This window comes from Microvirga sp. TS319, from assembly GCF_041276405.1.
GTDB lineage: Bacteria > Pseudomonadota > Alphaproteobacteria > Rhizobiales > Beijerinckiaceae > Microvirga.
In genome coordinates, this window is the sequence record NZ_JBGGGT010000002.1 from 990050 (window position 1) to 1005580 (window position 15531).

Annotated in this window: 15 protein-coding genes; 5 read left to right on the forward strand and 10 right to left on the reverse strand. The window is 64.3% G+C overall.

Going from position 1 to position 15531, the window contains the following annotated elements; genetic code table 11:
* Positions 1-15 precede the first annotated feature (15 nt).
* On the reverse strand, positions 16-1224 hold the full coding sequence (locus AB8841_RS14060) for an ABC transporter substrate-binding protein (RefSeq protein WP_370436454.1): 1209 nt from the start codon (positions 1222-1224) through the stop codon (positions 16-18).
* A 285-nt stretch (positions 1225-1509) separates the two neighbouring features.
* Here AB8841_RS14060 and AB8841_RS14065 point away from each other — a divergent pair, with 285 nt between their 5' ends.
* The gene (locus AB8841_RS14065) at positions 1510-2997 is read left to right on the forward strand and encodes an NAD-dependent succinate-semialdehyde dehydrogenase (protein ID WP_370436455.1); all 1488 of its coding nucleotides are present in this window, start codon (positions 1510-1512) and stop codon (positions 2995-2997) included.
* A gap of 56 nt (positions 2998-3053) precedes the next feature.
* On the opposite strand, the gene AB8841_RS14070 is transcribed toward AB8841_RS14065, so the two are convergent.
* The 6 genes from AB8841_RS14070 to AB8841_RS14095 form a co-directional block, all read right to left on the reverse strand.
* Positions 3054-3896, reverse strand: coding sequence for an endonuclease/exonuclease/phosphatase family protein (locus AB8841_RS14070; RefSeq protein ID WP_370436456.1), 843 nt, complete (start codon positions 3894-3896; stop codon positions 3054-3056).
* Positions 3896-4705, reverse strand: a complete 810-nt coding sequence (locus tag AB8841_RS14075; protein WP_370436457.1) for a carbohydrate ABC transporter permease — start codon at positions 4703-4705, stop codon at positions 3896-3898. The genes AB8841_RS14070 and AB8841_RS14075 overlap by 1 nt, the downstream gene beginning before the upstream one ends.
* Positions 4702-5619 (reverse strand): carbohydrate ABC transporter permease, encoded by a 918-nt coding sequence (locus AB8841_RS14080; protein WP_370436458.1) that lies wholly within the window; start codon positions 5617-5619, stop codon positions 4702-4704. The genes AB8841_RS14075 and AB8841_RS14080 overlap by 4 nt, the downstream gene beginning before the upstream one ends.
* A gap of 66 nt (positions 5620-5685) precedes the next feature.
* Complete coding sequence (locus AB8841_RS14085) at positions 5686-6966, reverse strand: ABC transporter substrate-binding protein (protein ID WP_370436459.1); 1281 nt, start codon at positions 6964-6966, stop codon at positions 5686-5688.
* A gap of 75 nt (positions 6967-7041) precedes the next feature.
* Entirely contained in the window at positions 7042-8043 is a 1002-nt protein-coding gene (locus tag AB8841_RS14090) for an ABC transporter ATP-binding protein (RefSeq protein WP_370436460.1), read from the reverse strand.
* Between the two features lie 35 nt (positions 8044-8078).
* A complete protein-coding gene (locus tag AB8841_RS14095) occupies positions 8079-8876 on the reverse strand; it encodes an HAD family hydrolase (protein ID WP_370436461.1) in 798 nt (265 codons plus the stop codon).
* Between the two features lie 200 nt (positions 8877-9076).
* Here AB8841_RS14095 and AB8841_RS14100 point away from each other — a divergent pair, with 200 nt between their 5' ends.
* Both AB8841_RS14100 and AB8841_RS14105 read left to right on the forward strand, forming a co-directional pair.
* On the forward strand, positions 9077-9880 hold the full coding sequence (locus tag AB8841_RS14100) for a DeoR/GlpR family DNA-binding transcription regulator (protein ID WP_370436462.1): 804 nt from the start codon (positions 9077-9079) through the stop codon (positions 9878-9880).
* A gap of 58 nt (positions 9881-9938) precedes the next feature.
* The gene (locus AB8841_RS14105) at positions 9939-11189 is read left to right on the forward strand and encodes a glycerate kinase (RefSeq protein ID WP_370436463.1); all 1251 of its coding nucleotides are present in this window, start codon (positions 9939-9941) and stop codon (positions 11187-11189) included.
* Between the two features lie 157 nt (positions 11190-11346).
* On the opposite strand, the gene AB8841_RS14110 is transcribed toward AB8841_RS14105, so the two are convergent.
* Positions 11347-12084 carry a sensor histidine kinase gene (locus AB8841_RS14110; RefSeq protein WP_370436464.1) on the reverse strand — a complete coding sequence of 246 codons (738 nt, stop codon included), beginning with the start codon at positions 12082-12084 and terminating at the stop codon, positions 11347-11349.
* Positions 12085-12486: 402 nt separating this feature from the next.
* Here AB8841_RS14110 and AB8841_RS14115 point away from each other — a divergent pair, with 402 nt between their 5' ends.
* Positions 12487-12663, forward strand: a complete 177-nt coding sequence (locus AB8841_RS14115; RefSeq protein ID WP_370436465.1) for a CsbD family protein — start codon at positions 12487-12489, stop codon at positions 12661-12663.
* Positions 12664-12710: 47 nt separating this feature from the next.
* On the opposite strand, the gene mobA is transcribed toward AB8841_RS14115, so the two are convergent.
* Both mobA and AB8841_RS14125 read right to left on the reverse strand, forming a co-directional pair.
* Positions 12711-13604, reverse strand: a complete 894-nt coding sequence (gene mobA, locus AB8841_RS14120; RefSeq protein ID WP_370436466.1) for a molybdenum cofactor guanylyltransferase MobA — start codon at positions 13602-13604, stop codon at positions 12711-12713.
* Between the two features lie 6 nt (positions 13605-13610).
* Positions 13611-14738 carry a P-loop NTPase gene (locus AB8841_RS14125; protein ID WP_370439269.1) on the reverse strand — a complete coding sequence of 376 codons (1128 nt, stop codon included), beginning with the start codon at positions 14736-14738 and terminating at the stop codon, positions 13611-13613.
* A 230-nt stretch (positions 14739-14968) separates the two neighbouring features.
* Here AB8841_RS14125 and AB8841_RS14130 point away from each other — a divergent pair, with 230 nt between their 5' ends.
* Positions 14969-15472, forward strand: a complete 504-nt coding sequence (locus AB8841_RS14130) for a pyridoxamine 5'-phosphate oxidase family protein (RefSeq protein WP_370439270.1) — start codon at positions 14969-14971, stop codon at positions 15470-15472.
* The last annotated feature ends 59 nt before the right edge of the window (positions 15473-15531 follow it).

A 15531-nucleotide genomic window follows, 5' to 3' on the forward strand; every position in this document is an offset into this window, starting at 1 on the left:
TCGTTGGTCGCGAGCTTACTGCGTGAGCTGGCAGCCGCTTTCGGCGGCCTTCATGTAGGCCTGGTCGCCCGGGATCGTGGCGAGCTGCTTGTACATGTCCCACTCGCTCTTGCTCTCGTCCGGCTTCTTCACCTGGAAGAGATACATGTCGTAGACCATGCGGCCGTTGGGCAGCACCTTGCCGTTCTTGGTGAAGGCGTCCTGAACCGGCATTTCATGCAGTGCCTTGGCGACGGCCTCTGTCTCGTCGGTTCCGGCCTTCTGAACGGCCTTCAGATACTGCATCACGGTGGAATAGGTGCCGACATGGATCATGTTGGGCATCTTGCCGGTCTTGGCCTGGAAACGCTTGGCGAAGGCGCGGTTATCGTCGTTCTGATCCCAGTACCAGCCTTCCGTGAGCGTCAGGCCCTGCGCGGCCTGAAGGCCCAGGCCGTGAACTTCGGCGAGGGTGAAGAGCAACGCTGCCAGGCGGGTGCCGTTCTGGGTGATGCCGAACTCGGCCGCCTGCTTGATGGCGTTCGCGGTATCGAGGCCCGCATTGGCGAGGCCGATGACGTTGGCCCCGGAGCTCTGCGCCTGCAGGAGGAAGGACGAATAATCCGTCGCCGCCAGCGGATGGCGGACGGAGCCGACCACCTGACCGCCCTTGGACTTCACGAATTTGGAGGTCTGCTCCTCGAGGGAATAGCCGAAGGCATAATCCGCCGTGAGGAAGAACCACTTGTTGCCGCCGTTCTCCACCAGCGCGCCGCCGGTTCCCACGGCCAGCGCGTGGGTATCGTAGGCCCAGTGGAAGCCGTAGGGCGAGCATTGCTTGCCGGTGAGGTCGGTCGTCGCCGCACCGGTCGTCATGGTGATTTTCTTCTTTTCCTTCGAAAGGCCCTGGACCGCGAGCGCGACGGACGACGTGGTCAGCTCCATGATGGCGTCGACCTTCTCCGTGTCGTACCACTGGCGCGCGATGCTGGAGGCCACGTCGGGCTTGTTCTGATGGTCCGCGTTGACGATCTCGACCGGAACGCCGAGCACCTTGCCGCCGAAATCCTCCACCGCCATGCGGGCGGCCTCGACGGAGGACTTGCCGCCGAAATCGGCATAGACGCCGGACTGATCGTTGAGGATGCCGATCTTCACCACGCCATCGGAGGCCTGCTGGGCGTAGGCAGCCTGCGCCGCCACGGTGCAGCTTAAGGCGAACAGAATGGGCTTGAGAACTCGCATCGTCTTCCTTCCCTTTGTTGTCTCTGGAGGGCAGGTTGGTCCTGCCATGTGTCGGACCGCATGGTGAAACCCCCCATGAAGCCGGTCAAGACAAGGTAACGGCGCGATGCGCCTTAGCAATGCGAGGGGACTTCATCCTTAAGTCGCAAGACGTAGCGGAAGCACGGATGCGCGGCCCGCATCTTACCCTCCGGCAACCCAGACCGGCGTGCAAGGTGGTGTTCATCGCGCGCCCGAGCCCTTATATCCCTTCCATCATTCTCCTCATCCAGGCTGGAGTTCTCCATGACAGCTCACAATCCCCCGGAACGTCGCGCGCCTGCCCTGACGGACGCGTCCCTTTTGGTCTCTCAGGCCTATGTGGCAGGCGAGTGGGTGGATGCCGAAGGGGCCAAGACCATTCCGGTCACCGATCCCTTCGACGGCGCGCTGATCGCCCATGTGCCGGATCTCGGGGTCGATGCCGCCCGGCGCGCCATCGAGAAGGCGCATGAGGTGCAGAAGGACTGGGCCCGGCGCACCGCCAAGGAGCGCAGCCAGATCCTCAAGACCTGGTATGATCTCATCATCGCGAACGCCGACGATCTCGCCCTCATTCTCACCGCCGAGCAGGGCAAGCCGCTCGCCGAGGCCAAGGGCGAGGTGATCTCGAACGCGGCCTATATCGAGTGGTTCGCGGAAGAGGCCAAGCGCATCGACGGCGACATCATTCCCGGCGCCAACCCGTCCCAGCGCATCCTGGTGCTCAAGCAGCCGGTGGGCGTGTGCGCGGCGATCACGCCCTGGAACTTCCCCAACGGCATGATCACCCGCAAGGTCGGCCCGGCGCTCGCGGCCGGCTGCACCATGGTGCTCAAGCCCGCCGCCCAGACGCCGCTCTCGGCGCTCGCGCTCGCCGTTCTGGCCGAGCGGGCCGGGGTGCCCAAGGGGGCGTTCTCGGTGATCACCACCAGTGACGCCAAGCCGATCGGCGAGGAGTTCTGTCACAATCCGAAGGTGGCCAAGATCACGTTTACCGGTTCCACGGGGGTCGGCCGCTGGCTGATGCGCGAGGCCGGCGACAGCATCAAGCGGCTGTCGCTCGAGCTGGGCGGCAACGCGCCCTTCATCGTGTTCGACGATGCCGATCTCGATGCGGCGGTGGACGGCGCCACCGCCTCGAAGTTCCGCAATGCCGGCCAGACCTGCGTGTGCGCCAACCGCATCTATGTGCAGGAGAGCGTGGCCGAGGCCTTTGCCGCAAAGCTCGTGGCCAAGGCGCAAGGGCTCAAGCTCGGCCGGGGGACGGAAGCCGGCGTGACCATGGGGCCGCTGATCGACGATCGCGCGGTGGCCAAGATGGAAGACCATGTCGCCGATGCGCTCGCCAAGGGCGGCACGGTGCTGGTCGGCGGCAAGCGCTCGGCTCTGGGCGGCACGTTCTTCGAGCCGACGGTGATGACCGGGATCACGCAGGCGATGAAGGTGACCAAGGAGGAGACCTTCGCGCCTTTGGCGCCGATCATCACGTTCAAGGACGAGGCCGACGTGATCGCGATGGCCAACAGCACGGAATTCGGCCTGGCGTCGTATTTCTATGCCAAGGACATGGCCCGGGTCTGGCGCGTGGCCGAGGCCCTGGAGAGCGGCATGGTGGGCGTGAACACGCCGGCTTTGGCCAACGAGATGGCGCCGTTCGGCGGCGTCAAGCAGTCGGGCCTGGGTCGTGAGGGCTCGAAATACGGCATCGAGGGCTTCCTCGAAATCAAGTATATCTGCCTCGCAGGGATCTGAACGGAGATCCGACCGTTCGAGCCGGGCTGCTTCGCAGCCCGGCTTTTTTCATGACGTCAGGCGCGGAGCGTGATCGCCACCGGCTGATGGTCGGAGGCCGTCGTCTCCCCGTCGACGCGCAGATCGACGACGCGGTCGGCGACATTCTCCGTCACGAAGATGTAGTCGCGGCAATGGGGGCCTTGCGGCCATTGCTTGAAGTCGGCGACGCCGGTCGTGGGCGCGTGCGGCGTGTCGCCGTACCGGATCGTCCAGGCATCGACGAAGGAGGGAACGCCTGACGCGAAGGGCTTGCGCATTTCCGCGTGGAGCGGATCGTCAGGGCCGAGATTGAAGTCGCCGCAGACGAGCGCGCCGACCGGCGCGGGAAGCGGGCGGTAAGGTCCCTCCGAGACGTCGCGATGCGTGAGCCGGGCGCGCTTCTCATGCTCCTCGTGGACCTTGCGGATATGCTCCACCTGAGCGCGACGATGCTCGTCCGCATGATATTCGAGATGGCAGGTCGTGATGCGGAAGGGGCCGAACTCCGTCGCCACGACGACTTCGAGCGCCTGACGTTGCATACTCCGGCATTCGGTGGCGGGCCAGGGCAGGATGTGGCTCGTCACCTCCATTACGGGCAAGCGCGAGAGGATCATGTTGCCAAAGACCTGCGGTCGCCCGTTCCCGTCCCGCCGCTCGACGGCGGACCGGAACACGGGCGTGTAGCCGGGCAGGAGCGCCGCCATGACGGCGGGCTGGTCCTCGCCGCCGTCATGGGGCGCGAACCCGTGCGAGATCTCCTGGAAGCAGAATACGTCGGCGTCGCTGAGCGCCTTCGCGGTCGCGACGATGCGCTCGAGATCGACCCTGTCGTCGCAGCCGAGGCCCCACTGGATGTTCCACGTCACGAGCTTCATCAGCGGATTCCTGCGCGCATGAAGGATTGAACGAATTGCCGCTGGAACAGGAGGAAGGCGAGGAGCAGCGGTGCCATGGTCATGACGGTGGCGGCCGTGATCACCGACCAATCGACGCCCGTCTCCGGCGCCCCGAAGACGGCGAGCCCCACCGTGAGCGGACGGCTCTCGACCGAGTTGGTGACGATGAGCGGCCACAGGAAGTTGTTCCAGTGATAGCTCACGGACACGAGCCCGAAGGCGATGTAGGTGGTCTTGCCGAGTGGCACGAAGACGCGCCACAGCACGCCGAAGGAGGACGCGCCTTCGACACGCGCGGCCTCCACGAGCTCGTTCGGAACGCCCTTGAAGGTCTGGCGCAGCAGGAAGATGCCGAAGGCCGAGGCAATGTAGGGCAGGGCGATGGCGGGAATCGTGTCCAGCAGGTTGAGCGCGCTGATCACGCGGTAGTTCTCGACGATCAGCACGTCCGGCATGATCATGAGCTGCACGAGCACCAGGGCGAACAGAACCTCGCGTCCGAAGAAGCGGAAGCGCGCGAAGGCATAGGCCGCGAGCGTTGAGATGACCAACTGGCCCGCGAGCACCAGCGAGACCAGCATCACCGTGTTCAGGTAATAGCGCGCGAAGGGCGCCTGGTTCCAGGCGCGCACGAAGTTGTCGAGCGTCAGCGGTGCCGTGATGTCGAAGCGCGTTGCATACTCTGACGGATGGAATGCGCTCCACAGGCTGTAGGCCAGCGGCAGCAGCCACAGAAGCGCGAGCACCCAGGCGGCGATGGTTTCGACCGAATGGCCTTTCTGTCTCATTGATAGTGAATCCTGCGGTCGAGATAGACGAACTTGGTGAGAGCGACGCCTGCCAGAATCGCAATCAGTGTCACCGTCAGCGTCGCGGCGAAGGCGGTGTCCTGGAAGGTGAATGCGACTTCGTAGATGTAGTAGAGCAGGAGCGAGCTCGCGTTGTTGGGCCCACCCTTGGTCATGATGACGAGCTGGTCGACGAGCTTGAAGGAATTGATGAGCGCGTTGATCGAGATGAACAGGGTCGTCGGCATCAGGAGCGGCAGCGTCACGCGGCGGAAGAAGTACCACCGGCTCGCGCCCTCGACGTCCGCGGCCTCCTTCAATTCGGGCGGAATGGTCTGCAGCGCCGCGAGATAGAAGATCATGAAGAAACCCGCTTCCTTCCACACCACCATGACGGCGAGGCAGCTCATCACGGTCGAGGGATCGCCAAGCCAGTTGTGGCCGGAAAATCCGAGACTCTTCAGGAACTGGTCGAGCAGGCCGTAATCGGGCGTGTAGAAGAACAGCCAGATATTCGCCACCGCGATCATCGGCAGAACGGTCGGGGTGAAGAAGGCGAGGCGCAGGAAGGAGCGACCGGCCATCTTCTTGTCGACCCATACGGCCATCAGCAGCGCGAGCGCGATGCTGGTGGGAACGGTTGCGAGCGCGAACACGATGTTGTTGCGCAGCACCTGCCGGAAGACGTCGTCCTCCAGCATGTAGGCGTAATTCTCGAGCCCCACGAAACTGGCTTCGCCGCCGCGGCTCAGCGAGAAGAAGCTGTGATAGAGCGTCGCCAGGATCGGGTAGTGCGTGAAGGCCGCCAGGAGAACCATGGCGGGCAGCAGGAGCAGCCAGGCGTTGACGGTCGTCAGCCACGCCTTGCGTCGGACGGCGTTCGGCTCGGCGGCATTCATGACGGCGGATACCATCGCTTACTCCTGCGGGATCGAACAATGTGCTGCGGCAGGAAGCCCGCCGCAGCACGTGAGGCTGGATTATTTGTAGCGGCTCAGAACGCGCTCGGACTGCTTCTGGGCGCTGTCGAGAGCTTCCTGCGGAGTCTGCGTTCCGGTAACGGCCGCCTGTACCGCGTCGTTGAGGATCTTGTAGATTCGCCCGTTGTCATGCACCGACAGCTCGGCCACGGCATGCTCCAGCTGGTCGCGGGCCACGGTCGCCTGAGGGAAGTCCTTGACGTAGTTCTTCATCACGTCGGTCTCATAGGCGGCGGGCGTTACGGCCACGTAGCCCGTCTTGATGCTCCAGTCGGCGGCGCGCTCGGGAGCAGTCATCCAGCGGATGAACTTCACCGCGGCCTGCTGCTGCTCGGGGGAAGCGCTCTTGAAGACGTAGAAGTTGCCGCCGCCGGTCGGAGAGCCACGGCGCTCCTTGGCCGGAAGCATGGCGACGCCGAAGTCGAACTTCGCGCCTTCCTTCACGGCGGTCAGGTTGCCGGTGGTGTGCCACATCATGGCCGTCTTGCCTTCCAGGAAGTCCGTGCGCAGGGTGCCCCACTCCACGGCGCCCTTCGGCATCACGCTTTCCTTGGCCGAGAGGTCGACCCAGTATTGCAGGGCCTCGACCGTCTTGGGGGCATTGAAGGAAACCTGGTTTCCGGCCTCGTTCATGAGCTTCTGGCCGTTCTCGATGGCGAGCGCCTGGAGCATCCAGTAGCCATAGCCTGTGGACGGAATTTCCACGCCCCAGCGGGTCACGTTGCCGGACGCGTCCTTCTTCACGAGCTTCTTCGACATCTCGGCCATCTCGGCCCAGGTTGTCGGTGGCTTCTCCGGATCGAGGCCGGCTTCCCTGAAGGCTTCCTTGTTGTAATAGAGGACGATGGTGGAGCGCTGGAACGGAATGCTCCAGGTCTTGCCATCGACGCGGCCGTTCTCCATGAAGGCCGGATAGAAGCCGTTGAGCCAGTCCTTGTCGGCGCCGGGGATCTCGTCGACCGGTACGATCGCCTTCTCGTCCATGAGCGTGAAGAGATCGGTGGAGAACAGAACCGACAGCTGCGGCGGCTGGCCGCCCTTCATGGCCGTCATGGCCTTGGTCATCGTGTCGGTGTAGTTGCCGGCGTAGACGGCCTCGACCTTGATGTCAGGGTTCTCTTTCTGAAAGCTCTGAACCATGTCGTCGATGACCTTCGTGACGGGTCCGCCGACGGCTACCGGATAGTACATCGTCAGGTCGACCGCGTGAGCAATGCTGGCGCTCAGGCTCGCCGCCGTCATGAGGCCTGCCGTGAGCAGGGCTTTTGTCTTGAACTTCATTGTCCTCCCCCTTCGGGTCTTAGAAGCCACGCGCCGGCGGACAGGATGCCTCCGGCGCTCTTTCAGAAGAAAGCCTCACCGGGGCAGGGCGCTGCCCGCGCGACGCTTTCCGCTGTCCCTGTCAAACAGATGTATGTGACGGTTTTGCCACCCGAGCGCGACTTGTGCACCGGCAGGCAATGCGCAGTAGCCGGCCTGGCGGACGGAGACCGTCTCGCCCTTCACGTCGCAGAGGAGAATGCTGTCCGCGCCCAGGTATTCCACCGCCTTCACGACAGCCGGAATGCCGCCGTTCTCCACAAGGGCGACATGCTCCGGCCGGATGCCCAGAACGGCGCCGTCCTGCCAGGAAATGATATTCATCGGCGGCGTGCCGATGAAACGCGCCGTGAAGTCGCTCGCGGGCTCGTTGTAAAGCTCATGGGGCGCGCCGTTCTGTTCGATATGTCCGTCGCGCATCAGGATCACGCGGTCGGCCATGGTCATGGCCTCGGTTTGATCGTGGGTGACATAGACCATGGTCATGCCGAGCCGCTGCTGCAGGCCGCGGATTTCCGTGCGCATCTCGTGGCGCAGCTTGGCGTCGAGGTTCGAGAGCGGCTCGTCCATCAGGCAGACGGGAGCCTCTGCGATGATGGCCCGCCCCAGAGCGACGCGCTGGCGCTGTCCGCCCGAAAGCTGCGACGGCTTGCGCTCCAGAAGGTGGCTCAGGCCCACGATGTCCGCCACCTTCTTGAGGCGCGCATCGCGCTCCGCGCGACCGACGCCGCGCACGCGCAGACCGAAGATGATGTTCTCCGCCACGTTCAGGTGCGGGAAGAGCGCATAGGACTGGAACACCATCGAGATGTTGCGCTGAGCCGGCGAGAGATGCGTGACATCCCGGCCGCCGATGGTGATGGTGCCGGAATCGACCTCTTCCAGACCCGCGATCAGGCGCAGGGTGGTGGACTTGCCGCAGCCCGAAGGGCCGAGCAGGACCAGCAGCGTCCCCGCATCCGCTTTGAAGCTGATGCGATTGACGCCGCCAACGCCGCCCCATGTTTTCGATACTGCGTTGACGACAATCTCGGACATCGACGTGATCCTTGAGATCCTGACAGGAAAGCGGGTTAGCCTTTGGCGGCAAGGAGAAGTTCGGCCATCTCGGCGAACCCGTCTCCCGAATGCCCCTTGGCGATGTAGGCCGGCTTGTTCTTCAGCCGGTGCTCGAAGGCGTGAACGTTGGCCACGCCGACGCTGAGCGGAAAGGCCGCGAACATGGGTTCGTCGTTCGGCGAGTCGCCCGCATAGATCACGGAACGCTCCGCCTCGTCCCAGCCCATGCCGAAGACGTCGGCCAGGAGCGTCTTGGCCATGCTGAGCTTGTTGTAGTCGCCGAACCAGCCGTTCACATGGATGGAACTGACCTTGGCCTGCGCCCCATGGCGCTCGAAGATCGCCACGATCCTGTCGACGTCGGATTCCGGCAGGGGCGGAACGTCCTCGCAGAAATCGACGGCGAGGTCGGCGAGCCGATAGGCCTGGTCGCTGGCGAGCGCCGATCCGGGAACGGAGGCGAGGACCTCCTTCTCGATGGCGTCGAGCCTGGCGCGGTTGCGCTTCAGCTCGTCGGCCGTGGCCCAGAAATGCTGGTTCATGGTCTTCCGCTCGCGGTCATAGCGGAAATAGAAGGCGCCGTTCTCGCCGACAATGGCGTCCACCGGCCACATGCGCGCGATATGATCGCACCAGCCGGCCGGACGGCCCGTGACGGGAATTACCAGGAAACCGGCGCGCTGCAGATTCTCGAGAGCCGCATAGGCGGATGCCGTCAGCATGCCTTCGGTCGTGATGGTGTCGTCGATATCGGTGAGGATGACGCGCACGGAACGCGCCTTCTCCAGCGGGAGCTGAGAAAGGGGGATCATGCCGCCGCTCCCTGAACGAGGGAACGGGGTGAGCGCAGGCCAGTCACTTGCATTCGCGGGCGTTTCCTTTTGGGGCACTTTCATGCCCTTGTGTGAAGCCTAGATGACGAAATTTGGAGGATCAAGCATACAAATGTGGGATGTTCCAACACTTTTGATCAAGTTACGATATTCTCAGCTGTGAATTGGAGATTCCCGACGTGTCTTTTCCTGAAGGCAAGAAGGCAGCCCGCCAGCGCCTGATCGTGGCCGAGCTGGGATTGAGCCCCGCCGTGCGAACCTCGGACCTCGCCCGACGGCTCGGCGTCTCGGCCGAGACGGTGCGGCGCGACATCGAGGAGCTGACGCAGCGCGGCCTGGTCAGCCGGACCTATGGCGGCGCGGCGGGGCGGCAGCTCGGACTCCAGCCGGTCTTTCAGGATCGGAACACGCTTGCGGTGGAGGAGCGCGAGGCGATTGCGCAGGCGGCCGCCGGGCTGGTGAAGCCAGGCGACGTGATCATGATCGATTCAGGCTCGACCACGTCTCACTTCGCGCATGTTCTTGCCGAAATGGCCGAGCGGGTCACAGTCATCACCAATTGTTTCGCGGTCGCCAACGCGCTGGTGGCGCAGAGCGGCGTGCGGGTCCTGTTCTGCCCGGGCGACTTCTCGTCCCATGAGCGCGGCGTCTACGGATCGGAGACCTGCGCGTTCCTCCAGCGCTTCAATGCGGACATCGCCTTCATCGGCGCGAGCGGCCTCAACCTCGAGGGTCCGAACGACGTCGAAACCCAGGCCTGCTGGGTCAAGCGCACGATGATCGAGCGGGCCGAGCGCAAGGTTCTTCTTCTCGACGGGTCGAAATTCAACCGGCGCCATCTCGAACTCGTCTGCCCGATGGCGAGCCTCACCGACATCGTGACCGACCGCGTCCCGGACGCGGCCCTCGTCGACAGGATCGCGGCCGCCGGCGTGTCGCTGCATCTTGCGAGCGAAGGTAAGCCCGTTTCCATCGAGGCATGAGGGCCCGCGAAGCGTTACGGGGCCTTCACGAAAGCGATTTCTCGCGTAAGCTGAGGGCATGACAGACGATCCCTTGATCCTTCGTGCCCTGTTCGATGCCGCGCTTGCGGCGGCGCTTCCGGACGGCAAATTCGACAATTGCCTGCCGCCCCGCCCGAAGGGCAGAACGATCGTTCTCGGGGCCGGAAAGGCCTCCGCCCGGATGGCGGCAGCTTTCGAGGACGCATGGGTAGATGCGGGGGCAACCTGCGAAGGGCTCGTCGTCACGCGCTACGGCCATGCGGTGCCGACGCGCTCCATCGAGATCGTCGAAGCCGCGCATCCGGTTCCCGACGAGGCTGGCCTGACCGCCGCCCGGCGCATTCTCGCCCTGGCTCATCAGGCGGGTCCGGACGATCTCGTCGTGTGCCTCATCTCCGGCGGCGCGTCGGCGCTTCTCTCGCTGCCCGCCGAAGGCATCACCTTCGCGGACAAGCAGGCGCTCAACCGGGCCCTCCTCAGGTCGGGCGCGCCCATCGGCGAGATGAACCTTGCGCGCAAGGCGCTCTCGGCCATCAAGGGCGGGCGGCTCGCCGCCGCGATCGCACCCGCGCGTCTCGTCACCTATCTCATCTCCGACGTGCCGGGGGACGATCCCTCGAGCATCGGCTCCGGTCCCACGATCCCTGAAAGGGTCGATCCCGAGGCGGTCCTGTCCATTCTCGCGCGGCACGGCATCGACGTGCCGTCGCATGTGGCGCAAACCATTCGGTCCAACCGTGTCGAGAAGCCGGGCGACGCGGGCGAGGTGCATATGCTCGCTACGCCCAAGATGGCGCTCGACGCGGCAGCTCGAAAAGCGCGCGAGCTCGGCCTGACGCCGCTGATCCTGGGCGATGCCATCGAGGGCGAAGCGCGCGAAGTCGGGCGCGCGATGGCCGGCATCGCGCGCTCCGCCAGGCATTACGGCGAGCCCGTCAAGGGACCTTGCGTGCTCCTGTCGGGCGGGGAGACGACGGTGACCGTCCGCGGGACCGGGCGAGGCGGGCGCAATGCGGAATTCCTGCTCGCGCTCGCCCTGGCGTTGCGCGGCGAGGACGGGCTGTCGGCCATCGCGTGCGATACCGACGGCATCGACGGGTCGGAGGACAATGCGGGGGCCTGGTTCGATCAGGCCATGTTCGCGGTCGCCCGCGAGAAGGGCCTCGATCTTCCTTCCTGTCTGGCCGCGAACGATGCCTATTCCGCCTTCGCACAGCTCGACAGGCTCGTCGTGACGGGCCCGACCTTCACCAATGTGAACGACTTTCGCGCCATCCTGGTCCGTTAGAGCATCGGACGTGAAAAGTGGACTCCACTTTTGGGATCGAATCCGATGCTCTCTTCTTAGATCAGCGCATCGTTGCGAGCGGACCCGAAGGGCCGCGTCAGCGAATACCGGGACCACTTTTCTTCGCTCGCGCGGCCCTTCGGGTCCGCACGATGCGCTAGAGAAGGCCCGTCGCCCCCGTCACGTTCCTTTCGGGGATCGTCAGAGTCACGGTGGTGCCGCGTCCCTCCTGGCTCTCCACGTGAAGGGCGCCACCGTGAAGCATGAGAATATGCCATGCTAGGCTCAGTCCGAGGCCGGTGCCGGGAATTTCCTTGGCGTTCCGCCCACGGAAGAACGGCTGCGTGAGGAAGGGCATGTCCAGTTGGGAGATGCCGATTCCTTTATCTCTCACGGCGACTTCGATGCCTTTCGCGCAGGGGCGCGCCGTCACGCCGATGGGCCTGTCGGGGGGCGAGTATTTCATCGCATTGGACAGGACGATCACAAGCGCCTGCTCCAGCAGGACGGGATCGCCGATGATCGTCTCGGGCAGACCCTGAATGTCTATGACGAACGGCCGTTCCGGAGCTTGGCTGCTCTGCTCCCGGCAGGCCCGCCCGATCAGAGCCTCCGGGTTGAAGTCGGCGGGGTCGAGAAGCATTCCGCCGGCGCTGGCCCGCGTGTAGGTCATGATCATGTCGATCAGCTCGTCGAGGCGCAGGCTGGCCTGCCAGATTCGTTCGGCGCGGCCTCTGACGTCCTCGGCGCTCAAGCGCTCCGCGCGCCGCATCAGGCCTTGCGCCAGGGCGCCGATGGCGGAGAGAGGTGTCCTGAGCTGATGCGCCAGAAGCACGATCCGGTGCGGTGGTTGCGCCGGTGATCCGGCGCCGGGCCGGGCAGGCTTCCGGGGCACGGTCTTCGGGGACTTTCTGGGAGGCCTGTGGGCGGAGGGCACTGGGGACTCGCGGACAGCAGTTCTGGAACGATCATGTTACAACATTCGAACTAGAGCAGCCTGTTGCCGTGTCTATATCCGCAAGCGATAAAAGTGGCGCTCGCGTCCGCAATGCCTTTGCTTGCAGGCATTTCCCGCGTGCTTACGGCCCTTGGATGCGTATTTTGCGGTTGTCGCGACGGATGAGCGCAATAGAGCCGTCGAGTATGCATGCTCGCGAATTAGTTATGCTTACAACGACTTGAGCAGCGGGCGAAATGTTCTGGACCCGGATCGGCTGCGACGATCCGGTACAGCTCGGCTTGAAACCGAAGCTTCGGTTCGGCGTTAATCGACAGACGTTCAATAAGGAGAAAAACCATGGATCGTGACCGTACCGAAGGCAGCATGAAGAACATCAAGGGCCGCGTGAAGGAAGGCCTCGGCAAGGCTCTCGGCGACTCGAAGATGGAAGCTGAAGGCAAGATGGATAAGACTGAAGGCCGTATCCAGAACACCGTCGGCGGCATGAAGGACAGCCTGCGTAAGGGCTCCTGATTCTCTGATCGACTTGCGAAGGGGCCCGGCTCGACGCCGGGCCTTCTTCATGTCGTGGGACCGACCTTGGCGATCACGAATGTGATGCTCGTCCCGTCCTGACGCTGCTCTAAAAGCGTATCGCCGAGCTCCCGGACGAGATTGGGCACGTCGATCCCCGCGAGCGGATCCGTGCAGGTGACGCTGAGCCTGTCGCCCGGACCCAGGGAGAGCAATGCCTTGCGGGTGCGCAGCACCGGAAGCGGGCATTTCAATCCGGACAGATCCAGTTCCGTCATCGCGATCCTCCCCGCCGGCGTGTCCGTCGCGCGAACAGGCAAGGAGCCGCGCTCGACGATGGACTGCGCGGCAATCAGCTCTTCCGGCGTATTGATGTTGAAGAAGGGATCGAACGGCTCCGTCGCCCAGGTCGCCGTCGCGAGCCCGCGTTTCCGGCTCCAGTCTTCCATGCGGCGGACGCCTTCGAGCGTAAGCGCATGACGCAAATCCTGGCGCAACGCGACCGGCCACAGGCAGATCGCATAATGCTCATGAGATCCCGATGCGGCGCAGGCAAGAGGTTGCCGCGCAGCCTCGCGCTCCGCATGGAGGCGGGAGACGAGATCCTCGGGAATGAAGGGCGTGTCGCCCGGAACGCTGATCACCCATTCGACGAAAGGGCGGTGAACGGCGGTCCATTCGAGTGCCGCCAGAACGCCCGCAAGGGGACCTGGACGCCCCGGGACGGAATCGGGCACCACGGGGAGCCCGGTTTCGGCAAAGCGCAAAGGGTCATCATTCGCATTGAGGACGAGACCCTCGCATTGCGGGCCGAGCCGCTCCTCCAGGGAGGCGAGGAGCGTTTGTCCCCCGAGCGTCAGGAGAGGCTTGTCGCCTCCGCCCATGCGGCGCGCGAGGCCGCCGGCCAGGATGACGCCCAGGGTCGCGGGGTAAGGCGCCATGCCGCCTTACTCGATCACGATGCGTGGCGCGGGCCGGGCGGCCTCGGCGCCGTCGAGCGTTCTCCAGACCTGTTGCGCCATGTCCTTGTAGATTGCGGCGTGAGGCCCGTCCGGGTCCGCCACGACGACGGGGCGTCCCGCATCCGAGAGCTCGCGGATCGTCATGTTGAGCGGAACCTCGCCGAGGAACGGTACGCCCAGGCGTTCAGCTTCCGAACGCGCGCCGCCATGGCCGAAGATGTGGGAGGTCTGGCCGCAATGGGGACAGACGAAGGTTGCCATGTTCTCGATGATGCCCAGGATCGGGATCTCCACGCGCCTGAACATGGATACGCCCCGTCGCGCATCGATGAGGGCGAGATCCTGAGGCGTCGAGACGATTACGGCGCCCGCGAGCGGGGTCGCCTGCGCCATGGTGAGCTGTGCATCCCCGGTGCCGGGAGGCATGTCCACCACGAGCACGTCGAGATCGCCCCAGGCGACCTCGCGCAGCATCTGCGTGATCGCCGACATGACCATCGGGCCGCGCCAGATCATGGCGGCCTCTTCCTCGACGAGGAAGCCGATGGACATGACCTTGAGCCCATAGGCTTCCATGGGTTCGAGGATGCGGTTCTCCAAAAGCCTCGGCTTGCCGTGAATGCCGAGGAGCTTGGGCATGGACGGGCCATAGATATCGGCATCGAGCACGCCGACCTTCAGGCCGAGCGCTTTCAGGCCCAGGGCAAGGTTGCACGCCGTCGTCGACTTGCCCACGCCGCCCTTGCCGGAGGCCACCGCGATCACGTGCTTCACGCCCGGAATCCGCTGGTTCTTGGGCTGGGCGGCCGCCCGGGGGCGTTGTGCGGCCGCCGGAGACGGAGAGGGCGCGCCCGAACCGGCAGGACGATCCGCGGTCAGGCTCGCGAAGACGCCCTTCACTCCGGGCAAACCCTGTACCGCCTCGGAGGCGGCTTGGCGGACCTGTTCCATCGCCTGCGCCTCGGACGGATCGACGGCGATCGAGAACATCACCCGGCCGGCATCATCGATATGCACGTCGGAGAGGCGCCCCGACGCCGCAAGGCTGGTTCCGCCGGTATCGACGGGAACAGTCGAGAGCGCCTGCAACACATCTTCACGGGTAATGGCCACGATGGAGGCTCCTGGGCTGTCGTCCAACAGTTTCTTAAGCCTCATGTATAGGTTCAAGCCCCATCCGTTAAGGCGTCGTCTTGCTGTCATAGGCGAAATCCGAACCAAAACCGACCCCGTCCGTTGTCCAACCGATCTCTCGGGGTCGCCGAGCCGACCGTAGAATTGCGCTTGCGCGTCGCCGACCCAAGACCTTGCCCCGAGACCTTGCGATGAATCAGGAGTGGATGATGCACCAACATGGCCATAACGATCCGAACGCCAAAAAGCTCTATGAGCTGATCAAGGACGTGAAGATCGCCATGATGACCACCGTGGACGCGGACGGTACGCTGCACAGCAGGCCCATGTACAACCAGGAGGCCGACGAGCACGGCGATCTGTGGTTCTTCACGCAGATTCAATCGCCCAAGATGACGGAAGTGTCTCGCGACAATGAAATCAATCTCGGCTTCAGCGATCCCAAAAGCCAGACCTACGTGTCCGTTTCCGGCAAGGCCGAGATCGTTCGCGACAAAGCGAAGATCGAGCAGAAATGGTCGGAGCCGCTGAGGGCCTGGTTCCCCAAAGGCACGGACGATCCGCAGATCGCCCTGATCCGCGTCCATCCCTCCAAGGGCGAATACTGGGACAGCCCGTCCTCGACGATCGTGCATCTCTACGGATATGCGAAAGCCGCCCTGACCGGGCAGCAGCCCGATCCGGGCGATCAGGCGAAGGTGAATCTGAGCTGAGGCTCGAACGGCAATGATGCGAAAGGGCCGCTTGGCGGCCCTTTTTCATGCGCCTCTTT